Annotated in this window: 20 protein-coding genes and 3 pseudogenes; 7 read left to right on the top strand and 16 right to left on the bottom strand. The window is 60.8% G+C overall.

Going from position 1 to position 20,105, the window contains the following annotated elements:
- The first annotated feature begins 12 nt into the window (after nt 1–12).
- Nucleotides 13–696: a GntR family transcriptional regulator gene (locus AC1Q6Z_RS25925; RefSeq protein ID WP_492649768.1), complete on the top strand. Its 684-nt coding sequence runs from the start codon at nt 13–15 to the stop codon at nt 694–696.
- Between the two features lie 58 nt (nt 697–754).
- On the opposite strand, the gene AC1Q6Z_RS25920 is transcribed toward AC1Q6Z_RS25925, so the two are convergent.
- The 4 genes from AC1Q6Z_RS25920 to AC1Q6Z_RS25905 form a co-directional block, all read right to left on the bottom strand.
- Nucleotides 755–2,449 carry a choline dehydrogenase gene (locus AC1Q6Z_RS25920; protein ID WP_492649767.1) on the bottom strand — a complete coding sequence of 565 codons (1,695 nt, stop codon included), beginning with the start codon at nt 2,447–2,449 and terminating at the stop codon, nt 755–757.
- Nucleotides 2,450–2,616: 167 nt separating this feature from the next.
- The gene (locus tag AC1Q6Z_RS25915; protein ID WP_492649766.1) at nt 2,617–3,924 is read right to left on the bottom strand and encodes a glucoamylase family protein; all 1,308 of its coding nucleotides are present in this window, start codon (nt 3,922–3,924) and stop codon (nt 2,617–2,619) included.
- Complete coding sequence (locus AC1Q6Z_RS25910; RefSeq protein ID WP_492649765.1) at nt 3,921–4,922, bottom strand: 4-hydroxyproline epimerase; 1,002 nt, start codon at nt 4,920–4,922, stop codon at nt 3,921–3,923. The genes AC1Q6Z_RS25915 and AC1Q6Z_RS25910 overlap by 4 nt, the downstream gene beginning before the upstream one ends.
- On the bottom strand, nt 4,894–6,183 hold the full coding sequence (locus AC1Q6Z_RS25905; protein ID WP_492649764.1) for an NAD(P)/FAD-dependent oxidoreductase: 1,290 nt from the start codon (nt 6,181–6,183) through the stop codon (nt 4,894–4,896). The genes AC1Q6Z_RS25910 and AC1Q6Z_RS25905 overlap by 29 nt, the downstream gene beginning before the upstream one ends.
- Before the next feature lie 199 nt (nt 6,184–6,382).
- Here AC1Q6Z_RS25905 and AC1Q6Z_RS25900 point away from each other — a divergent pair, with 199 nt between their 5' ends.
- The 3 genes and pseudogenes from AC1Q6Z_RS25900 (at nt 6,383) to AC1Q6Z_RS25890 (ending at nt 9,852) form a co-directional block, all read left to right on the top strand.
- Entirely contained in the window at nt 6,383–7,291 is a 909-nt protein-coding gene (locus tag AC1Q6Z_RS25900) for a dihydrodipicolinate synthase family protein (RefSeq protein WP_492649763.1), read from the top strand.
- Between the two features lie 96 nt (nt 7,292–7,387).
- Complete coding sequence (locus tag AC1Q6Z_RS25895) at nt 7,388–8,956, top strand: aldehyde dehydrogenase (NADP(+)) (RefSeq protein ID WP_492649762.1); 1,569 nt, start codon at nt 7,388–7,390, stop codon at nt 8,954–8,956.
- A gap of 58 nt (nt 8,957–9,014) precedes the next feature.
- Nucleotides 9,015–9,852 (top strand): annotated as a pseudogene (locus AC1Q6Z_RS25890) (IS5 family transposase).
- 150 nt (nt 9,853–10,002) lie between these two features.
- On the opposite strand, the pseudogene AC1Q6Z_RS25885 reads toward AC1Q6Z_RS25890, so the two are convergent.
- Together AC1Q6Z_RS25885 and AC1Q6Z_RS25880 are read right to left on the bottom strand one after the other, a co-directional pair.
- A pseudogene (locus AC1Q6Z_RS25885) lies at nt 10,003–10,176 on the bottom strand (DNA polymerase ligase N-terminal domain-containing protein); the annotation flags it as partial.
- Between the two features lie 83 nt (nt 10,177–10,259).
- Nucleotides 10,260–10,556 carry a hypothetical protein gene (locus AC1Q6Z_RS25880; RefSeq protein WP_492649761.1) on the bottom strand — a complete coding sequence of 99 codons (297 nt, stop codon included), beginning with the start codon at nt 10,554–10,556 and terminating at the stop codon, nt 10,260–10,262.
- A 180-nt stretch (nt 10,557–10,736) separates the two neighbouring features.
- Between AC1Q6Z_RS25880 and AC1Q6Z_RS25875 the strand changes: the two are divergent.
- Nucleotides 10,737–10,877 (top strand): annotated as a pseudogene (locus AC1Q6Z_RS25875) (cold-shock protein); the annotation flags it as partial.
- A gap of 301 nt (nt 10,878–11,178) precedes the next feature.
- Nucleotides 11,179–11,679 (top strand): hypothetical protein, encoded by a 501-nt coding sequence (locus AC1Q6Z_RS25870; RefSeq protein ID WP_492649760.1) that lies wholly within the window; start codon nt 11,179–11,181, stop codon nt 11,677–11,679.
- 23 nt (nt 11,680–11,702) lie between these two features.
- On the opposite strand, the gene AC1Q6Z_RS25865 is transcribed toward AC1Q6Z_RS25870, so the two are convergent.
- Nucleotides 11,703–11,909 (bottom strand): hypothetical protein, encoded by a 207-nt coding sequence (locus AC1Q6Z_RS25865; protein WP_256119959.1) that lies wholly within the window; start codon nt 11,907–11,909, stop codon nt 11,703–11,705.
- Between the two features lie 30 nt (nt 11,910–11,939).
- On the bottom strand, nt 11,940–12,191 hold the full coding sequence (locus tag AC1Q6Z_RS25860) for a hypothetical protein (protein ID WP_492649759.1): 252 nt from the start codon (nt 12,189–12,191) through the stop codon (nt 11,940–11,942).
- Nucleotides 12,192–12,339: 148 nt separating this feature from the next.
- On the opposite strand from AC1Q6Z_RS25860, the gene AC1Q6Z_RS25855 reads away from it, so the two are divergent.
- Nucleotides 12,340–12,468 carry a hypothetical protein gene (locus tag AC1Q6Z_RS25855; RefSeq protein WP_492649758.1) on the top strand — a complete coding sequence of 43 codons (129 nt, stop codon included), beginning with the start codon at nt 12,340–12,342 and terminating at the stop codon, nt 12,466–12,468.
- Nucleotides 12,469–12,773: 305 nt separating this feature from the next.
- Here the strand turns inward: AC1Q6Z_RS25855 and AC1Q6Z_RS25850 are convergent, their stop codons facing one another.
- The 8 genes from AC1Q6Z_RS25850 to AC1Q6Z_RS25815 all read right to left on the bottom strand — a co-directional run bounded on the left by AC1Q6Z_RS25850 (nt 12,774) and on the right by AC1Q6Z_RS25815 (nt 20,065).
- The gene (locus AC1Q6Z_RS25850; RefSeq protein ID WP_492649757.1) at nt 12,774–13,739 is read right to left on the bottom strand and encodes a YihY/virulence factor BrkB family protein; all 966 of its coding nucleotides are present in this window, start codon (nt 13,737–13,739) and stop codon (nt 12,774–12,776) included.
- Nucleotides 13,740–14,124: 385 nt separating this feature from the next.
- A complete protein-coding gene (locus tag AC1Q6Z_RS25845; RefSeq protein WP_492649756.1) occupies nt 14,125–15,186 on the bottom strand; it encodes a LacI family DNA-binding transcriptional regulator in 1,062 nt (353 codons plus the stop codon).
- A gap of 89 nt (nt 15,187–15,275) precedes the next feature.
- Nucleotides 15,276–16,157 (bottom strand): PfkB family carbohydrate kinase, encoded by an 882-nt coding sequence (locus AC1Q6Z_RS25840; RefSeq protein ID WP_492649755.1) that lies wholly within the window; start codon nt 16,155–16,157, stop codon nt 15,276–15,278.
- A gap of 7 nt (nt 16,158–16,164) precedes the next feature.
- A complete protein-coding gene (locus tag AC1Q6Z_RS25835; protein ID WP_492649754.1) occupies nt 16,165–16,671 on the bottom strand; it encodes an SIS domain-containing protein in 507 nt (168 codons plus the stop codon).
- Nucleotides 16,656–17,315 carry an orotidine 5'-phosphate decarboxylase / HUMPS family protein gene (locus AC1Q6Z_RS25830; protein WP_492649753.1) on the bottom strand — a complete coding sequence of 220 codons (660 nt, stop codon included), beginning with the start codon at nt 17,313–17,315 and terminating at the stop codon, nt 16,656–16,658. Before AC1Q6Z_RS25830 ends, AC1Q6Z_RS25835 begins: the two co-directional genes overlap by 16 nt.
- Before the next feature lie 11 nt (nt 17,316–17,326).
- Nucleotides 17,327–18,076 (bottom strand): ATP-binding cassette domain-containing protein, encoded by a 750-nt coding sequence (locus tag AC1Q6Z_RS25825; protein WP_256119950.1) that lies wholly within the window; start codon nt 18,074–18,076, stop codon nt 17,327–17,329.
- On the bottom strand, nt 18,073–19,077 hold the full coding sequence (locus tag AC1Q6Z_RS25820; RefSeq protein ID WP_492649752.1) for an ABC transporter permease: 1,005 nt from the start codon (nt 19,075–19,077) through the stop codon (nt 18,073–18,075). Before AC1Q6Z_RS25820 ends, AC1Q6Z_RS25825 begins: the two co-directional genes overlap by 4 nt.
- 28 nt (nt 19,078–19,105) lie before the next feature.
- Nucleotides 19,106–20,065 (bottom strand): ABC transporter substrate-binding protein, encoded by a 960-nt coding sequence (locus AC1Q6Z_RS25815; RefSeq protein ID WP_492649751.1) that lies wholly within the window; start codon nt 20,063–20,065, stop codon nt 19,106–19,108.
- Between the last annotated feature and the right edge of the window lie 40 nt (nt 20,066–20,105).

Raw genomic sequence — 20,105 nt, 5'->3', positions numbered from 1 at the left:
AATGAGTCCGTGATGAAAGCCTCCCCTTCTATCAAGCGCCGCACCGTTACCTCGTCCGTCCTGGACCTGCTTCGTGACCGGATCATATCCGGCTACTATGAGGGTGGTCATCAGATCCGTCAGGAAGCGATTGCCGACGAAGTCGGCGTCAGCCGCATTCCGGTGCGCGAAGCGCTGGTTCAGCTGGAGGCGGAAGGCCTCGTCGTCATCCATACGCACAAGGGCGCGGTGGTGGCTAAGCTTACGCCGGAAGATGCCGTCGACATTTTCGAGGCGCGCCTGATCTTCGAACCGTTCATCCTCGCCAAAGCGATGGAAAAGGCGACGCCCGAGGACGTCGAGCGCGTCCAGAGCGCCTATCGCGACTACGAGAAAGCGCTTCTGGCCGGCGAAAGCCCGGCGATCCTCAGCCAATTGAACTGGGCATTCCACATCGCGCTTTCCTACGCCGCCGACAGGCCACGGTCTCTGTCCGTGCTCTCCACGCTCTACAATTCCGCTGACAGGTATCTCCGGCTCCAGATCGACGCCAAGGCGGCACAGACGAAGGCCCTGGAGGAACACAGCGCGCTTGCCCAATATTTCGCAGATGGCAACAGCAGCGCCGCGCAAAAACTTCTCAAGAAGCATATCGCCGATGCCCGCGATGACGTTATCCGCGGCCTTCAACACCGCGGCACGAAGGTCGCGTCCTAATCTATTGTCACGACGGGTGCCCGCGCCATCTGCGCGGACACTTTCCTGTCGAGACCGATCAGGCGGCTTCCTTCTGGCCCTCATAGGCGATGAACTGCGGCGCAAGAGCCGGAATACCCTTGATCCGGTCCGAAATCTTCTCGGCGACCATCATCGTCGGGCAATGCAGGTTGCCGTTGGTCATCCGCGGCAGGATGGATGCATCCACTACGCGAAGGCCTTCAAGACCATGCACCCGGCCTTCATCATCGACGACGGCCAGGTCATCGTTGCCCATGCGGCAGCTTGAGCATGGGTGGTACTGGGTGCCCATATTTTCCTGCAGCCAGGCGAAGACATCCTCGTCGCTCCACTTGCGCAGACCGGGGAAAATCGCTTCTCCCCTGATCTTGTCCCAGCCACGCTGCTGAATGATCTCATCCGTATGCCGAACGCCGTCGATCAGGTTGCGGCGATCTTCTTGGTCCGAAAGATAATTGAGCACGATCGACGGATGTTTGCGAGGATCCCCGCTCAGCAGCGTGACCGCACCCTTGCTGTTCGGCCGGCCGAGGCAGACCTGATATTGGAAGCCCTCCTCGATATTGACCTTGCCGTGCATGAGTTCACCCAGCATGGGCAGGAACTCGTGCTGGATGTTCGCATAATCGACGCTGTCGCTGCTTTTGAAGAAGGAGCCGACTTCCCAGAGGTTTGTCGTTCCAAGGCCGCTGCGCAGGAACATCCATTGCGCGCCGATCATCGCCATCTTGAACAGGTTCATGTCCACGGCCGGCGAAACGCCCTTTCGCGACGCCCGATACTTGATGGAGACGGCGACGTGGTCCTGGAGACTCTTGCCAACGCCCGGCAAGTCCGACACCGACGTGATGCCATGTTCCGCGAGTTCATGGGCGGGGCCGACGCCGGACAGAAGAAGCAGTTGCGGGGAGTTGAAGGCACCTCCGGCAAGGATGACCTCCCGCGCCGCGCGCGCTTCGACAATCTGCCCCTTCTGGTCATAGCGCACGCCGGTGGCCCGCTTGCCGTCGAACAGGACCTTGTGAACCAGCGCACCGAGTTGCAGCTCCACGTTCCCGCGCTTGATCGCCGGCCGAAGATAGGCACGTCCCCCGCTTGCCCTGATGCCGTTGTCGATATTGGCTTGGTAGGCATGCACGCCTTCCTGACGGAAGGCATTGTAGTCCGCATTCAGAGGATGGCCAGCCTGCTGTCCGGCCTCGAGAAATGCCTGGAAGGGCTCGAGTTCCGCCTTGAGCGTGGTGATCGCGATCGGCCCCTCGCCGCCACGATACTGGTTCGCCCCCTTGTCGTAGTTCTCGAGCTTCTTGAAATATGGCAGGCAGTGGGCATAGGACCAGTTGGTCAAACCATCCTCAGCCCAGCGATCGAAATCGCGCGGATTGCCACGAACGTAGACCATCCCGTTGAGCGAGCCGGAGCCGCCCAGCATCTTCCCGCGGATATGCGGCACCATCCGGCCGTTCAGTGCGGCTTCCGGCCCGGTATCGAATTCCCAGGTGCGGGCCTTGTCCGTCAGCGGATAGGACATGGCCGCCGGCATGCGCACGTAGATCGAATTGTCATGAGGCCCTGCCTCCAGGACAAGGATCCGGACGTTGCGGTCCTCACCGAGACGTGCGGCGACGACCGATCCAGCAGCACCCGAACCCACCACGATGTAATCGTATGTTTTAGTTGGCATTTCATGTCCCCAATTAACAATTCCGGTCAGGCTGGCCGCACCCGGCATGATTGACGTCGCCTTTTGTTGTAAACCGGTGGCATCCGCTATTTGTCACGGCGCGACCCGCTAAACCAACAAGCATGAGCCATTATTGGATCCAATCTATTATATTCCGAAAGCTGCGTCTAGTGTAGACTCGGGGAAATCGCAGCGCGATGGAGCCCGGAAAAAGATCAGATGCGCGTGTCGCGAAAACCAAGACGACGCAGGCCGCGCTGCACATCGGGAGCGCCCATGAACAGGCGCCAAAGCAGCCCCGATCTATAGTTTTCGATCATCGCGACGATAGGGCCTTGGTTGATCGCGAGATGCCAGGCTGAGATCCAGTTCTCACTTGGGGCAAACGCATCGGCAAAGCCATATTTCGACCAGAGCCGGCCATCCTCGTACGAAAGAAATGAACGAAGGGCCGCTTCGGCTTCCAGCGGGAGAAAGGGGAAACTCGAAAGAGCAGCAGTCGGCGACAGCACCCCATGATCGTTTTCAGGGCAGCTGACCAGATAGCCGCACGGCCCATCAGAAGCCGTCAGGCCCCATCCGTGCACGCCATAGCCGACGTGACCGTTCGGATTGCGTTTGCAGTGCTCGAAATTGATGCGCGCATGCGCGACGACCTGCTGCAAATGATCGACATAGTCGTCTCGAAGATTTCGAGGGTCCAGGGCGCAGAAGGAATATTGCGACAGGAAGAGCGGCCCGCCATAAGGCATGCCGGCCGGAAGGGTATGACCGTAGTAGGACTGTCCGTTTCGATGCCTGCCTTCGTTCGCCCAGCCGACATGGTAAACTTCCGGATCGATCGGCGAGGATTCGGAACCTGCCGCCAGCACGTAAGCGATCAGCGCCTCGTTCCAGCCCGTGATGGGCGTGTTCAGGTGCCATTCGTGCTTAGGGCTCCAGTGCCAGTACAAGGACGGCCGGCCACCGGGGCGAACGAAACCAGACCAATCGACGGCATCGCAGACGCGATTGATCCGCTGCCGCAAATCGCGCTCTAGCGGCGTATCACCGGAAAAGAACTCGCGGGCGCAGATAAGCCCCTGAATCAGCAAGCTCGTCTCGACAAGATCGGCGCCGTCGTCCCTCGGAATCCATTGCTCGACCTTCAGTGTCGTCGCCCGAACGAAATGCGGGAAGGCACCCTTAAACCGTGGAATCTGCTCAAGGCTGTCCAAGATCCTGTCGATACGGCGGCATGCTTCCGGATGCGCAATCCATTGCCTGGAGGCCATGACCAGGATTGCCAGAATTCCGAAACCGACGGCGCCAATGGAAACAAGGTCATATGGGTCTCCCTGCTTCACCGGCCGGCGATCGTAGGGCAGCGACGTCGCGTCGTTGGCGCCTTCGACGAAGTAATTTGCATGCGCCCACTGGACAATGTCCAGCACATCCGAAACCGCGCTTTCCCTTGGGATGCCGGAAAAGCCGCCCGGATAAGTCGGCTGGCGGGAGGTAAAACCGGAAGAATGACGATTCATGCGATCTGGAAGCCATGGCGAAGCGGGTCGTGGTCGTCGACAAAGATCGTGTTATGCCCCGTCACGCGCGCCCAACCAGATACACTCGGAAGAATGCCGGAGAAAGACCCCACATTGGCCGCAGCCTCGACGCGGCAATTGAACATCGTGCCGATGATGCTTTCATGGACGAATGTTTCGCCGACATTGAGGCGCTGGCGCGCCACTAGTTGAGCCATTCTTGCCGACGATCCTGTTCCGCACGGTGACCGATCAATCGCCTTATCCCCGTAAAAGACGGCATTGCGCGCATTCGCCTTGGCATCACGAGGCTTGTCGCACCACATGACATGCGAAACGCCCGTGATACGCCGATCGTCCGGGTGGGCCGGACTAAGCTTTGCCTGCGCTGCAGCGCGAACCTTCGGGCTGAGCTTGACGATCTCGCTTGCACTCATCCGGTCAAGTCCCGGCCAGTTCGCCTGAGGCTCGACAATGACATAGAAATTCCCGCCATAGGAAAGATCGACCGTCAACGTTCCAAGGCCTTCGACGTCGATTTCGACGTCTTGCGCATGCAGATAGCTGGCGACGTTGAAAAGCCGCACCTGCTCGACCTTGCCGCGTGACTTTGAATACTCGATATCGACGCGCCCGGCCGGAGTCTCGAGTGACAGCTTGCCGCTTCGCTTGGGCGTAACCACACCGGTTTCCAGTGCGGCGGTGACCGTTCCGATCGTGCCGTGCCCGCACATTGGAAGGCAGCCGCTCACTTCTATGAAGAGCACGCCGACGTCGCAGTCGGGGCGGGAGGGCGGATACAGGATCGTCCCGGACATCACGTCATGTCCCCTCGGCTCAAACATCAGCGCGCGACGGACCCAGTCGTGATCACGAAGGAAAAGTTCCCGTTTCTCCGCCATCGAGACATTCGGGAGAAAGGGCGCTCCCCCGGCGACAACGCGCACAGGGTTGCCGCAGGTGTGGGCGTCAATGCAGAAAAACGTATGGCGAGTCATTGAGACGCGGATCCCCTTGTATGGCGAAGCGATTGGCAGAAAACGGCGCAAGATCGATGGATGGCACCATCCCCGAAACAAGCTGCGAAACGAGTTTGCCGGTCGTTGCAGCTTGGGTAAGCCCGAGATGCCCGTGACCGAACGCGTAGATGACGCGCGATGACCTGTAGGACCGACCGATCACAGGCAGAGAATCCGGCGTGGCCGGCCTATGCCCACTCCACTCCGACCCCGTGCACCCCTTGATGCCCGGCAGATATTTCGCCGCGAGCGTAAGGAGAGCCTGGCATCGTTTCATGTTCGGCTTGGCACGGAGCCCGCCGAATTCGGCAGCACCCCCAAGTCGCAGGCCGCTGCTCAAGGGCGTCGCCACGAACTTCCTGTCCGCAAAGATGATCTCACGCCTTAGCGTGACCGGAGCATCTTTGATGGTGGTGTTGTAGCCGCGCTCGCTTTCCAGGAGGACACGATCGCCCAGATATGCCAGAAGCTGAGCCGACCAGGCACCCGCAGCAATAACGAGCGTCTCGAATTGAAGATCTCTGCTGGCCGTGTGGGCAACAACCCGTGTTTGCTCGGGGATAACACGTTCGACGTTCTCGCATAGAAACGTCACGCCTTGGGATATCAGCCACGCGCGCAGCCCATCCAAAACCACTTTCGGATCGGATATCTGCCCCCATTGAGGCGTGAGGACACCACATGCCACGAGCGGGCCAAGAGCAGGTTCGAGTTCCCGAACTTCGGAGGCCGAGAGTTCGATCACTTCGATCCCCCATCCTCGCTTCGTCTCCCACTCCAGCCGATCGCGCGCCAGACCATCGGGCTTTTCATAGACGGTAAGCGCGCCGGTGCGGCTGATGTGCTGCGCCATTCCTACATCGCGAAGCAGAGCGGCGAGATCGTCATAGGCACGCTCATTGATCGAGGCCAGTGCCCCGGAAATCCGTGGCAAGGCTTCAGAACGGCCGGCACGCGCGAAGGCGGCCAGCCATGGAAGCAACCGAAACGCATGACCTGGGCGTACCGCCAAAGGGCCGAGAGGATCCAGGAGCCATCCGGGAACTTTCTTCCAAAGACCCGGTATCGACGCCGGCATCACCTCGGTAACGGCAACCCCACCCGCATTGCCCGAGGATGCGTTATCACCATTGGCGTCGCGATCGATGACCGTAACGCTGGCTCCCATCCGGACCAATGCATATGCCACCGAGAGACCGACAATCCCTGCGCCAACAACTGCGACCTGTTTTGACAGCACTATTCCCTCGCCTCAGCACTAGACATGGCTTCTCAACAGAGCCATGGCATAATGTAGATTGGATCCAATAATTGATGTGGTCAACCTGAAACCTGACGGGCCAAAAAAAGTTTCAAGGGCGGAGTGGACAGCATGATTGTTTGATTGTAGATTGGATCCAATCTTTCTTTTAAGACCAACAGGACAGGATGGTTAGACTATGGCGAAGTGGACAGGCGTTTTTCCGGCAGTGACGACAAAGCTGACACAGGACGGCAAGGTCGATATCGAGCAGACCAAGGCGAGCATCGACCGCCTCGTGAAATCAGGCGTTTCGGGCGTTATCGTTCTCCCGATGCTCGGTGAAAATGCATCGATGAGCATGGAAGAGCGCGAAGCCGTCATTCGGGCCGCCGTCGATGTGGTGAAAGGTCGTGTTCCCGTCCTTTCCGGCCTCGCCGAAATCACGCTGGAAAATGCGAAGAAGAACGCGAAGCTCTACGAATCCTTCGGAGCGCAGGGCCTCATGGTATTCCCGAGCCTTGGCTATAAGACGGACAACCGTGAAACCGTCGAATGGTACAAGGGCATCGCCAGCGCCTCGTCGCTGCCGATCATGATCTACAACAACCCGATCGCGTACGGCGTCGACTGCACCGTCGATGTTCTCAAGGATCTTGTCGATGTGCCGGAGATCGTGTGCATCAAGGAAGAGACCGGCGACATCCGCCGCGTCACCGACATGTATGTGGCTTTCGGCGATCGTTTCAGCATCTTCTGTGGTGTCGACGACCTGATCGTCGAAAGCTCTGCGCTTGGCGTGACCGGCTGGGTTTCCGGCATGACGAATGTCTGGCCCGCCGAATGTGTCGAACTCTTCAACCTTTGCGCTGAAGACCGTTATGCCGAAGCGCGCGCCCTTTACAGGATCCTGACGCCGTCGTTCCATCTCGATACGCATGTCAAGCTTGTCCAGTACATCAAGCTCGCCGAGAACCTCGTCTACGGCGCTCCGGAATGGACCCGCGCTCCCCGGCTGCCGCTCGTCGGCGCTGAGCGTGATTTCGTTGTCTCGACCGTGAAACATGCAATCGCCGTTCTCGCGGGGCGCGCCAAGAAGGCCGCTTGATTTCATCCGAGCAGACGCCCCTCGCCCGCCATATGCCGGGCGAGGGTTTACGCGTGGATTTATCCTGCGCGACATTGCCGAACATCTGGAGACTACATGACCATCACCGGTGAGCTTCTGATCGGGCTTGAGAACCGTCGCGGCGGAAATAGCCAACTCTGGGGCGTCGAAGCCGCCTCCGGCGAGCGGCTCCAACCAGGTTTTGGTGGCGCCGAACTCGGGGATCTGGAGGATGCCTGCGCATTGGCGGCATCGTCTTTCGACGCCTACCGGGAGACGACCCCGGATGACCGCGCCCGCTTCCTGGAACGGATCGCGGATAACATTCTTGCCATCGGCGACGAGCTGATAGAACGCTGCATGGCAGAAAGCGGCCTGCCGCGGGCGAGAGTGGAAGGCGAACGCGGCAGAACGGTCGGTCAATTGAGGCTTTTTGCTTCTGTGCTCCGCGACGGCGGATACCTCGACATCCGCATCGACAAGGCGCTTCCCGAACGCACGCCGGCGCCCCGTCCCGATATCCGTCTTCGGCATATCGGGCTCGGTCCGGTGGCTGTGTTCGGTGCCTCGAACTTTCCCTTGGCCTTTTCGGTCGCGGGAGGCGATACGGCCTCCGCGCTGGCCGCAGGTTGCCCGGTCATTGTAAAAGCCCACTCCGCCCACCCCGGCACATCCGAACTGGTCGGCCAAGCCGTCCAGAACGCCGTTCGAGACTGCGGCTTGCAGCAAGGCACCTTCTCGCTGCTATTCGACACCGGCCGGCAGATTTCGCAGGCGCTGGTCGCCGATCATCGCATCAAGGCCGTGGGCTTCACCGGCTCGCGACGGGCCGGAACCGCATTCATGCAAATCGCGGCGTCGAGACCGGAACCCATTCCAGTCTACGCGGAAATGAGTTCCATCAACCCCGTTGTTGTCTTCCCAAAAGCGCTCGCGGCGCGAGGGGGCGAGATCGGCCGGGACCTGGTGGCCGCCTTGACGCTGGGCGCAGGCCAGTTTTGCACCAATCCAGGCCTCGTCATCGTATTGGAGGACAGCGGCTATGCCGCGTTCACGGCATCTCTGGCGGACACGCTGAAGCAGTCGCAAGCTGCAACAATGCTGACGCCCGGGATTTGCAAGAGCTATCGCGACGGCATCGAGGCGCTGGAAGCGAACCCTTTTGTCAAAATGATCGCCAAGGGTGCTCCGGGCAACAATTTTCAGGGCCAGGCAGCTGCCTTTGAGACGGATGCCGCAAACTTCCTCGCCCATAAGGAACTACACGAAGAGGTCTTCGGCGCGGCCACGCTTGTGGTGCGGTGCGCAACTGTTGGAGAATTGCGGGCGGTCGTTTCCGCGCTCGAAGGCCAGCTTACGATCTCGATGCATGCGGACGAAGGCGACTATGAGGAAGCCCGCCGCTTCATCCCGCTGTTCGAGCGGAAAGCAGGCCGCCTGATCCTCAACGGGTTTGGAACCGGCGTCGAGGTTTGCCATGCCATGGTTCACGGCGGCCCCTTTCCTGCAACCTCGGATTCCCGGGCGACCTCCGTCGGAAGCCTGGCGATAGCACGCTTCCTTCGGCCGGTGTCATATCAATCTTTTTCGTCGAAGCTTCTAGCAGCTGAGCTCACAGAAGAAAATTCATGCGATTCACAGTGCGGTAGAGATTCCGAGTTGTAGTCAGAGCCCGGAGAGCTCCAGCAAGCACTATAATGACGCTGCTTGTTTACTAGCGCTCGTGGACAAAGGCTTACTGTGGGATCGGTTTTTGATTCAAGGCTTTCATTTGGAGGTAGACTTGGGTGAACGGATCGGTTTGACGGACGAGGAGTGGGCGGTGATCGGCCCGCTTCTTCCCCTCGAGCAAGGACGCGGATGCCGCCCTGCTCAGGACAATAGGCGCTATTTCGAAGGCATGATGTGGATGGCGCGCACGGGTGCACAATGGCGACACCTGCCTGATGAATACGGCAAGTGGTACAGTGTCTTCCGCCGATATCGACGCTGGGTCGAGACCGGTGCGTTCGAAGCAATGCTCGAAACTCTGGCTGAACTGGTCGGGCGGGATCGAAGCGCCGACATGACCGACAGCACAATTGTCCGGGCGCATCATTGTGCGGGCGGCATAAAAGCGGACTCAGGAGACCGAGGCGCTTGGTCGATCGCGCGGCGGCTTCACCACTAAAATCCATGCCCGCTGCGATGCGAAAGGTCGACCGCTCGGCTTCGTCCTGACACCCGGGCAAACGCATGATACCCAAGGCTTTGCGCCCTTGTTCCGCATGATCTCCGATCGGATCGAGGCTTTCCTCGCCGACAAGGGTTACGACGCCGAAGCCATTCGCGACGAAATCGCCAGTGCCAGGGTCGAGGCTGTCATCCCATCAAAAAGCAACAGGCGCGAGCCGATCCCGCACGACAAAGCCAAGTACAAATGGCGCAACCAGATCGAACGGCTCTTCAACAAGCTCAAGAACTGGCGGCGCGTTGCTACCCTCTATGGCAAGACCAAGAAATCCTACCTTGGCTTCGTCACCATCGCAGCAGTTAGGATACCCTTTGTCCACGAGCGCTAGCAAAGTACCCGGATCCGCTGACAACCACTCGACGTTGATTATCGAAGGGCGAAAGGCTCTTGGACGGATACGAACCAGCGACGTTTCTTTCCTCAACCTGAAATCCCACGTCTTTACCTTGATTGCGTTGAGATGCAGATTAGGATCGACAGATTTGAACACGCCGTCCAGTTCAAGGCGGAGATCGTAATGCAGGCGTGTGGCGTCGTACTTCTGGATGATAAAACGCAGGCGGTTCGAGGATTTGACGGTCGTCGAGCCACTCGGCTCCTGCGCCTGCTTGAAATCCCGCTTCTTCTTTTAGGTCGAGAGCTTGTCAGCCATGACGCGCCTCACCAGATCCTGCGATCGATCTGCGAGGAGATCATCGGCACGGCTGCCGCGCCGGGCGCGCCGAGACGGAGACGCTACACGAGCCGGCCGAGGAGATAGGTCGTGGTGGCCGTGGCCAGAACCCTGAGCCATGGGTGTACGTCACCTCGCGAAGGCCGCGCACCCATCCCGTCGGTCTGCTTTCGAATTAAGGCCACCCGAGCGCGCAGATCGGCCAATTCCTGCCGAAGGGCTGCAATCTGCTGCTCTGCCGAGATAGGTTTCTCGTCTGCAACGCCCGAATCCTCGGCAGGGCTCTCCTCCTCCAGCTCGGCGAGATGTTCGCGCAGCTGGGCCGGGCTGTCGAAGCCCTTCGCTCGTATATCGGTCATTGCGTTTGTCTCCCGCGACGTCGATGCTCACGGCACCCGAGAATGGTTTGCCGGCGCCGACATGAAAACACACCTGCGCCATCGTTGTTCCGTGCACGCATCAGCAGCGTGGTTGCGATCAAGATCGGCGACGAATATGGTCGGCGCGGCGCTCCCGCCGTTCCGTCTATGACGGCTTACATGCCAACCGGCACGGTCAAGTTTTTCACCCAAGACAAGGGCTTTGGCTTCATCACGCCGGACAACGGCGGAACGGATGTCTTCGTCCACGTTTCGGCCGTTCCGTCATGTGGCCCGCTTCGCGACGGGACGAAGGTCAGCTCTCAGCACTCGCCAGCCTTCCCGTATTGTGACATAGGCGCGGCCGAGAGGCGGAGCTTCTCGCCCTCGGAAAGGGTGTGCACGTCCCCGGGCAAGACGACGAAGTCCTCGATGCTTTTCACCTGTCACCCCAAATGCGCTGCGCCTGCTGGCGCCGCGTTGTCACTCCGAGAGAGCTAACGCTCATTTTGAGCCAAACAAGTCGGATGCCCGATCCAGATCGACCGGATCTGCATCGACATGCTGCTCGAAACCTTTTGCTGTCCATCGACATTACCTGTTCGAAACCGGAGAACAGTGCGTGGCCAGAGCATATGGAAACCCATCCGATCCCGAGACCAAATGGTCGGACACCGAAATCCTCGCCAAGGCGCACGACCTCGTCCAAACCTTTCTGAACTTTCTGCGGCTGGAGCGGCCGGGAAAGGACATTCTCGACGCGCGTTGCCTGCCGGCAAGTAAGTCTTCTCTCATCAGCGCTTTCAGGCTCGTGATCGCCACGGAGGCACGCGGCGACGTGCGAGAGGCGCTGTCGTCCGCCGGTCATGTCCTCGCCCAGTTCCAGGACCGCGTCGGAACGCGCATCTCCGTGACGCCGGCCTGTGCGACGAACGTCGGTCCAACGCGCACAACGGCAGCGAACGTGCTGGAGGACGTTCTTCGCCAGGTCGACGAAGACACCCGTCGGCTGTGCAATCTCCTGGGCAAGGCGTCGTCGATCGCGGAGAGACGGTTCCAGCGCAGACATGCGCGCACGCCCCTCCAGGACGATGGAACATATACCTGGTACGGGCACGGCTGATACCTCAAACGATGGAACGTCAGCTATTCCACGCCGCCGAGCTCGCGGAACGCGCGCCACTGGTCATCGGTCGAAACTCCATCTGTAAAGACGCGAAACGCCTTTCCCTGAGCCTTCAACGCTTGCGCGGTCTTCAACGCGTCGGGGTAGAGCAGTGTCGGCTCGTCACGCCGGTCCTCTCCGAAGGGGTCCACCGAGCTCAGCGCGATAACCTGAAACCTTGTTGCCATGATCATTCCTTTCGAATACGCCGAGATGGGTCAGCCTTCATTTCCATCGGAGACAAAGTCTTTCGGGAGCTCTTCGCGGGCGGCTCGATGCGCCAGGGCCCGATCGATCCACCTTTCCCTCAAGACGACGTCAATCGCGAAGGCGACGTCCTCGGCGCCCCAGCCAGCCTCCTGCATCTCGCGCATGAAAGCGGTCAACTTCTCATCGATGATGCTGTGCAGCTCACCGTCTCTCGTTGTCGTGCTTTGGTTCACCATCGTCACCTTGGAATGAGTTGCCATAGACCAGACAACGCCGCTTCTGCCGGTAGGTTTCGTCGCCCGCAACGCCGGACCTGATTATAGCGATTTTCCCCTCCTGTGGAGCCGCAAGAGCGGGCTGGACTCCTGACGGCGCGAATGCTTCATTGCTCGCCCGGAGGACACGAGTATGGCGTATGAATGGGATGCGGGCCGTGCGCGGCGGGCGCAATTGATCAAGTCGGTATCGATGATAGCGCTAGCCGCATCGGTGATCAGCGTGCCCGTCGCGGTGCTGCTGACGGCCTCGCCGTTCTAGAGTTACAAAAACTGCACCTGCACGCTCGTCAGCTCAGGATGTTGGCGCTGTACCCGGCGGCTATCGAGTAGGTGCCGCCAGACACCATGCGCGCTTCGTCGGAGGCCAGCAAGACACCATCGGCGCGACATCGCGCGGATCGATCAGGCGGACGCGGAACTGTCGTCTATTGGGATATCTTGGGCCATCCGAAGCCTCCGGGAACGAACATCGTCCCCCTGAGGATTTTGCCCATGCTGTTTCAATCCATACACGAGATCCGTACAGGTAGCGCGGATTGTAAGGTCCTGGTCTTTCATAACTGATCAGGCCTCCTCGCCGATCGTGTCGGCCATGTACGCCCCGCGGCGACCCATCTCCTGCGGCGGACCGGTGGTGCTGTCGCGTGCCGTCTGGTGTTCTAGTTCGGCGTTGAGTTCAGCGCCGAGGATGACGATGATAACGGATACCCAGACCCAGACCATGAAGCCGATCGAGGCGCCTAGAGCACCGTAGGTTGCGTTGTAGTCGGCGATGTGCCCGAGATAGAAAGTGATGGCGAGGGCGGCAGCAAGCCAAGCGAAAGTCGAGAAGACCGCGCCCCAACTCAGCCAACGCAGCTTTGCGGGTTCCCGGCTTGGTCCAAGTCGATAGAGCGCTGTGATCGCGGCGCCGATCAACCCCAGCAGCAGCGGCCAACGCGCCAGGCGGATGATCAGTTCTGTCCATCTACCGAGCCAGAGGTAGTTCAGGATCGCCGGAACGACGCCAGCGAGCGTGATGATTAACACGACGAGAGCAAGACTGGCGAATGTGAAGAAAAGGGAGGTGAGGTTAAGCCGGATCAAGCCGCGTTTCTCGTTCTCACCATAGGCGACGTTCATCGCCTCGAACAGCGCCTTCAGCCCGGCGTTGGCGGACCAAAGTGCAATCGCGAGACTGCCGAGCAATGTCAGGGAAAGGCTCGCCGGCGGCGCAGAGGTCAGGCTCCGCAATTGCCCAAGGATCAGTTCAAATGCCTGTTCAGGCATAGCCGACCCGAAGAAGGACAAGCGGTCGATGACAGATGCGGGATCGGCGACCAGCCCATAGAGCGATACGAACACGCTGATGGCGGGAAAGATCGACAGAAGCAGATAGAAAGTCACGCCGGCTGAGATCAACAGAATCCGGTCAGAGGCGAGGCTGTCATAGAGCCGCCATGCCACATCGCGAAGTCCCAGCGCGGGGATTTCGCCAGGTGCGTCCGCGTTGCGCCCTTTCGGATCGGTCGCTCCAGAATCTGCATTCATGCCTGCCCCTGCCGTCCGTCATTGTAACAGTCCAGTAACGCACGGAAGCCAAAGGAGTTTCGGGTGTTCGAACTCGTCGGCAGCGACAAATCGAGGGAACGCCATGCGCCGGGGGCGAGGCCGACGGCAAGGGCCGTGGCGCCCGTGCCGTCGACTGGGCTACTATCGCTTGGAGCGGAGGCGCCCCTGCTCGATTTTGCAGCGCCACATTCGTAAAACGTGGCGCTTTTGATCCGCAAGCGCCTGGAATGTCGCTACAATCCAGCGCGCGTCGATGCTTTACCGCGACATGTTCTCAATAAAAAGGGACCTGATGTTTCGCGCGGATCGGAGTTCCGAAGCGCGCATTCTCGGCCGCCTGTGGCGAGACCACCAATTCGCGTGCTTACGGAGGTGGCCCGACTGATCGGCGCGCTACAAGTTCCGCCGGTAGTTTTTGAGAGCGGCTAACGGTGGGATCTTCAATCTTCTTCAAAAGGAATTCCACCGCCATCGCACCCAGTTGTGCGACTGGCCGACGTATTACAGAGAGCGGTGGGTTGAAAACACGCGCCCAAGGAACATCGTCGAACCCTATGATCGAGAGATCCACACCGATGGTAAGGCCGAGGTCGCCAGCCGCCGATACCACGGCAAGCGCCATTTCCTCGTTCGTTGCCAGAATGGCCGTTGGCCTCGTCTCTTGGCTGAGAATGTTGATCGCCGCCTCACGCGCAATGTCCATATTGCTTTGGCTGTAGCGGATCCACTCCGACCGAATCTCAAGTCCGCATTCGGTAAGCGCCATCTCTGCACCACAGACGCGGTTGCGTACTGTTGTCACGACCTGCGCTGGCATGGTGCTGCTGTGAGTCTCTACATTCGCGGTCGCGACAAGCAGCCCGATCCGGTTATGGCCAACGCTGGCAAATTGCAGGATTGCAGTATGTGCGGCTTCAAAGTCGTCCGTCGTCACAAAATCGATCTTGCTGGAATTGACGTCGCGGTCGAGCAGCACAACCGGCACTTCCGGCTCGCTTTCGACCAGCAGATGGTCGATTTCATCCGGTGAAGAGGGCACGACGATTAGGCCATCCACTCGCTTCTCAATCAGTACCCGCACGGCATTGCGCTCGCGCTCGATATCGTCATCCGTGTTCAAAACGAGGATCTGGTAACCCGCCCGCGACGCCGTTTCAATGATGGCTCGGATCGCGCTGTTGAAGAAGGAGTTGGCGATATCGGCGACGACGACGCCGATCGTCAACGTACGCCCGGAGCGCATGGAGCGCGCCAATTCGTTGACGCGGTAATTTAGTTCGTTGGCTGCTGCCATGACGCGCTGACGCGTCACCTCCGTCACCAGCCCGTACCCACCGAGCACGCGCGCAGCGGTGGCGCGCGAGACATTGGCCCGTTCGGCAACGTCGATCAGCCTTGCCGCCTTGTCGATCGGCGCTTGCGCCATGCCTGTCCCCCTCTTGCCGCTTGCGGCTGCGATAGCACAACATAAGTGCGTCTGCGCGTGGAATATCGACGCAATCGCCGACCAAACGATTAGGGCAGAACAAGCTCGGCTCCGGCCTGCCGGCAGGTCGCCGCCGCCACAACCATGGCCTCAGAAAGGCAGGCCTGCCACTTCGACGCGGATTGCGGCCGGCCGTTTCGGGCCAGCGATGCGATGACACTGGCGAGCGTCGCATCGCCTGCCCCCATCGTGTCGACGATCGGGCTTGGCAACTCGACCACCGGCACATGGACGGCAAGGCCCGATCGCTCGACCACCCGAGCACCCTGTGCGCCATGTGAAAAGAGCAGCGTCTCGGCGCCAAGCTCGAAGAGATGCGAGGCAACCTTCTGCCAGTCCGCATCGTAGAGCACCTGCACGTCCTCATCGCTGAGCTTGACCAGAGACGCCGTCGGCAGCAGCGCCTCGAAGCCCTGCCGATAGGGTGCAATGTCCGGGATCAGGCGCGGGCGCGGATTGGGATCGACGATGCGGATGCGGGGCGTACTTTGGAATGCCGCAGCAAGTGCGGCCGCCTGTACGGCATTGTCGAACGGAAATGAGTTGACGGCAACGACGCTGGCGTCGGCGAGCGCGTCGCTCACTGCCACGTCGAACAGGATGCGACGCCGGAACATTGCGGGGCCGAAAGCATAGCTCGGCTCGCCATTCTTCCGGGTCGAGGTCACAACGCCGGTCGGATCGACGCTGGGCGTATTGATGATGCGCACAGCCCGATCGCGGGCGTAGCGCCGGAGATAATAACCTTCCCGGTCCTGCCCCACCCGCGTGACGAGGGTCGAGGGTAAGCCCAGCTTTGCGACGCCGGCCGCGAGATTGAGGCCCGCGCCGCCGGCGAAGCGACGCGGGTCCTCGGTCTCGAAGCGGATTTCGTCGATGATACAGTCACCTATCGTGACGATGGAATGCATCCGGCGCTCACTGGAGATTGGTGTGCCTGTAAGACATTGTGGCATGGGCATCCGGCAGCGCGCGCGCCATTTCCAGCACCACGGCATCCAGCAGCAGCAGGCTCGTCTGCTCGAACAGGCTGCCACCGAACTGCGCGGTCTCCACGACCGGCACCGGCAGGACGACGTCGGCGATCTGCGAAAGCGAGCCCTTCGGCTTGTGCGTCAGGGTCACCACCGTGGCGCCCTCGGCCTTTGCGATCTTTGCGTAGCTCAGGCTGACGGGCGTCTCGCCGGACCCAGAGATGATGAGCAGCCCGTCGCCCTTGCGGATGGACGGCCCCGTCACCTCGCCGACGAAATGCACGTTTCGGCCGAGATGCATGAAGCGCATGGCGGACATCTGGGCCGCGAGCCCCGAACGGCCCTGGCCGGAAAAGAACCATCGCCGGCTGGGATCGCCAAAGGCCTCCACGACAGCCGCAAAGGCGGCCGGATCGATGCGCTCAAGCAGTTCGGCTATTTCCTGTCCCACGGCCAGCCAAGCTCCGGCTCGGGCAGACGTTCCTTGATCCATGATGCTACCTTTCCTGGATTGTCAGATTCGGTGATCGCACTGCCGACCACCAGAATTTCGGGTTTGACCACGATGACGGCGTCGAGCGTCGCCGGGCCGATGCCGCCGGCAAGCGACACGCGGAAGCCACGCGCGTGCATGGCCGCGACGGCTTCGATATGGCTGGTCGAGGTATCGCCCGCGAGCCGTGCGTCGGTCGGCGAATGCACGGCAACATAGGCGAAACTTTCCGGTAGGCAGATATCGGGGCGCAGCAGAACAGGCTTGCCGGACTCGGTAATCGTATCGATGATGACATTTGCGCCGAAAGTGGTGGCAACGGCGCCAACGGCCTCGAAAGTGGCTTGCGAGGCGCAGGACAGCACCGTCATGAAGGACGCGCCGGCGCTGAACACCATGTTGGCCTCGAAGGCGCCGCCATCGACGGTCTTGGTGTCGGCAAGCACGGGCACGTCCGGGCACAGTTCGCGCACCGTGGTGATCGCGGCCACGCCGAAGCGTTTGAGAACCGGCGTACCCACCTCGATGATATCAGCCACGCCTCTGAGGGCGGGCAGGATTCCGAAATGCTCGGGCTTGTCGAGCGCGACTTGAAGCAGCATGAAAATGTCCTCTAGGCTTGCGAAAGGCCGGTGATCGCCTTCAAAAGGCTGTCAGGCGTGAAACTGGAAGAGGGCGCATCCGCGACCACACGGCCGAGGCGCAGCACGGTGATGCGGTCGGTCACATCCAACACATGCGGCAGCGTGTGCGAGATGAAGATGACGCCGAACCCCTTGGCTTTGGCTTGTCGGATGACTTCCAGCACCTCGCCGGCCTGGCGGGCGCCGAGATGGTTGGTCGGCTCGTCGAGGATGATCACCTTGTTGGCCCAGGCGACCGCCCGGCCTATCGCCACCGCCTGACGCTGCCCGCCGGAAAGGCGCGATACCGGCCGGCTCGTCGCCGGCACCGCGATGCCGACACGCTCCAGCTCGGCATGCGCCTGCTTGCGCATCGCCGCCTCGTCGAGAAACCCGAACCTTCCAAGCAGGTCCTTGCGAAGGATCTCGCGCCCGAGAAAGACGTTGGCGGCAACCGTCAGGTCCGGCGCGATGCCGGAATCCTGGTAGAGCGTCTCGATGCCGGCTTCGAGCGCGTCGTGCGGCGATTTCCAGCTGCGGCGCTCTCCGTCGAGATAGATCTCGCCGCTGTCCGGCTCATGGGCGCCCGAAAGCACCTTGACCAGCGTCGACTTGCCCGCCCCGTTGTCGCCGACAAGGCCGACGACTTCGCCGGCATTCAACGCGAAATCCACGTGGTCGAGCGCAACCACGCCGCCATAGCGTTTTCCCACGCCGCGCACTTCATAAAGCGCTGTCATCGGCGGCCTCCCCTCGCACCGAGCCCCTGCACGCCGACGGCGAGCGCAATCAGCGCGGCGACGACGATCTGCTGCCAGTTGGGCTGGACACCGATCAGGATGAGGCCACTCAGCACTGCGGTGGTGATCAGCGCACCGACCACGACGCCCGAGAGCTTGCCCGTGCCGCCTTGCAGGCTGACGCCGCCGATCACGGTCGCGGCGATGGCATTGAGCTCCCCGCCGCGACCCGACAAGGGCGATCCCGAGCCGAGGCGGAAATAGACGAAGGCACCGGCAAGTGCTGCAAGGGTACCGGAGATCAGGTAGATCTTGATCAGATGTCGATCCACGGAAATGCCGGCACCGCGCGCGGCAAAGGGGTTGGAGCCGATCGCGTAGGTCCAGCGGCCGAAACGCGCCCGCGACAGGAAGGCCCAGGACAGTATGATGATCACGAAGACCGCGATGACCGGCACCGTCAGCGCGCCGAGATAGGTGGCGTTGCCGAGCAGGATCACCTCCTTTGGCGCGCCGGCGATCTGCGTGCCGCCGGTCAAAACCAGGCTCATGCCGGCTGCCGCGCCCATCGTTGCGAGCGTGGCGACGAAGGGAACGAGCCCGCAATAGGTGATCAGCAGGCCGTTGATTAAGCCGACGACGACGCCGACACCGATCGCCACCGCCATGCCGAGCGTGATCGCCAGCCACGGATCGACGCCGCCTTCATTGGCAGCGCGGATGACCAGCGCCATGGAAACGCCGGCAAGGCCGAGGACCGAGCCGACGGACAGGTCGATGCCACGCGAGGCGATGACGAAGGTCTGGCCGATCGCCATCAACACCACGGGGGAAAAGTCCTGCAACACATTGGCCATCGCCCGGATCGAGAAGAACCGGGGATTTGCCGCCGAGAATGCGGCGATCATGATGCAGAAGAGGAGAAGCAGGATGACATCCTGCCTCACCATCACTGTTTTCAGCCAATGCGGCCGGGCTTGCGCTTCCATATCGCGTGACATCTTCTTTTGCTTGCTGGGAGGACCGAGCTCAGTCGGAATAGATGGACGAGCCGGTTTCCGCGAAATTGTCCTTGGTCATGACGACGTTCGGGATGACGACCGATTTCTCGATCTTGTCCGCCCCCTCGCCCGTGACCTTGGCCTTCGCATATTCCAGCGCCAGTTCCGCCTCTCTCGCTGGTTGCTGGGCGACGAGCGCGGTGAACACGCCTTCCTGGAGCGCATCGACCTGGGCCTTATAGGCGTCGTAGCCGACGAGCTTTACCTTGCCGACCACGTTGCTGTTGCGAAGTGCTGCGACCGCCCCGGTACCGCTCGTGCCATCGATGGCGAAGATGCCGACGAGGTCGGGATGGTTGAGCAGCACGGTGTTGATGGCCGAGGTCGCATTCGCCGGCTGGCTGTTGGCATATTCACGCCCGACGATCTCTATCTTCGGATAGTTCGCCGCCAGCTCCTCGCGAAACCCCTGTTCGCGCAGGGTGTTTGTCGTGGCGCTCGGCGAACCGGACATGATGAAAACCTTGCCCTCACCGCCGATCTGCTCGGCAAGCGTCTTGGCGGCCTGCCTGCCGCCGTCGACATTGTCGCCGGTGATGTGAGACGTGAGATAGGCCTGGTCGGTGACGGTCGTATCGACCGTGATGACCGGGATGCCTGCGGCTTCCGCGCGCTGGACGCTCGGCTGCAACGAATCCGGGTCGGTCGGCACGAGGATGAGGGCGTCGATATCCTGCGCCAATGCGGCATCGACGAAGGGCAACTGGCTCTGCGGCGAATATTCGGACGCACTGCCCTGCCAGATCAGCTCGATACCGAGCTTTTCAGCGGCGGCACGCGCACCCTTCTCCATCGCCAGGAAGAACGGATCTGATGCGATACCCGGAATAAAGGCGACGGTCAGCTTTTCCTGCGCCTGAGCGACAGTGGCGGCGAACGCGACAGTGGACATCGCGGCAATAGCAAAAAGACGACGAAAACGGCTCATTTTCTCTCCTCCCTGGAAATGAGATCGATCTCTTTCTCAA

Source organism: Shinella sp. GW835-FHT14H05, assembly GCF_058793575.1.
This window is presented reverse-complemented; position numbering and strand designations above follow the sequence as displayed.

Excerpts from the sequence above, each read along its gene's own strand:
- AC1Q6Z_RS25925 (WP_492649768.1), top strand. The coding sequence starts at position 13 with ATGAAAGCCTCCCCTTCTATCAAGCGCCGCACCGTTACCTCGTCCGTC.
- AC1Q6Z_RS25920 (WP_492649767.1), bottom strand. The coding sequence starts at position 2,449 with ATGCCGGGTGCGGCCAGCCTGACCGGAATTGTTAATTGGGGACATGAA.
- AC1Q6Z_RS25915 (WP_492649766.1), bottom strand. The coding sequence starts at position 3,924 with ATGAATCGTCATTCTTCCGGTTTTACCTCCCGCCAGCCGACTTATCCG.
- AC1Q6Z_RS25910 (WP_492649765.1), bottom strand. The coding sequence starts at position 4,922 with ATGACTCGCCATACGTTTTTCTGCATTGACGCCCACACCTGCGGCAAC.
- AC1Q6Z_RS25900 (WP_492649763.1), top strand. The coding sequence starts at position 6,383 with ATGGCGAAGTGGACAGGCGTTTTTCCGGCAGTGACGACAAAGCTGACA.
- AC1Q6Z_RS25895 (WP_492649762.1), top strand. The coding sequence starts at position 7,388 with ATGACCATCACCGGTGAGCTTCTGATCGGGCTTGAGAACCGTCGCGGC.
- AC1Q6Z_RS25880 (WP_492649761.1), bottom strand. The coding sequence starts at position 10,556 with ATGACCGATATACGAGCGAAGGGCTTCGACAGCCCGGCCCAGCTGCGC.
- AC1Q6Z_RS25865 (WP_256119959.1), bottom strand. The coding sequence starts at position 11,909 with ATGGCAACAAGGTTTCAGGTTATCGCGCTGAGCTCGGTGGACCCCTTC.
- AC1Q6Z_RS25860 (WP_492649759.1), bottom strand. The coding sequence starts at position 12,191 with ATGGCAACTCATTCCAAGGTGACGATGGTGAACCAAAGCACGACAACG.
- AC1Q6Z_RS25855 (WP_492649758.1), top strand. The coding sequence starts at position 12,340 with ATGGCGTATGAATGGGATGCGGGCCGTGCGCGGCGGGCGCAATTGATC.
- AC1Q6Z_RS25850 (WP_492649757.1), bottom strand. The coding sequence starts at position 13,739 with ATGAATGCAGATTCTGGAGCGACCGATCCGAAAGGGCGCAACGCGGAC.
- AC1Q6Z_RS25845 (WP_492649756.1), bottom strand. The coding sequence starts at position 15,186 with ATGGCGCAAGCGCCGATCGACAAGGCGGCAAGGCTGATCGACGTTGCC.
- AC1Q6Z_RS25840 (WP_492649755.1), bottom strand. The coding sequence starts at position 16,157 with ATGCATTCCATCGTCACGATAGGTGACTGTATCATCGACGAAATCCGC.
- AC1Q6Z_RS25830 (WP_492649753.1), bottom strand. The coding sequence starts at position 17,315 with ATGCTGCTTCAAGTCGCGCTCGACAAGCCCGAGCATTTCGGAATCCTG.
- AC1Q6Z_RS25825 (WP_256119950.1), bottom strand. The coding sequence starts at position 18,076 with ATGACAGCGCTTTATGAAGTGCGCGGCGTGGGAAAACGCTATGGCGGC.
- AC1Q6Z_RS25820 (WP_492649752.1), bottom strand. The coding sequence starts at position 19,077 with ATGTCACGCGATATGGAAGCGCAAGCCCGGCCGCATTGGCTGAAAACA.
- AC1Q6Z_RS25815 (WP_492649751.1), bottom strand. The coding sequence starts at position 20,065 with ATGAGCCGTTTTCGTCGTCTTTTTGCTATTGCCGCGATGTCCACTGTC.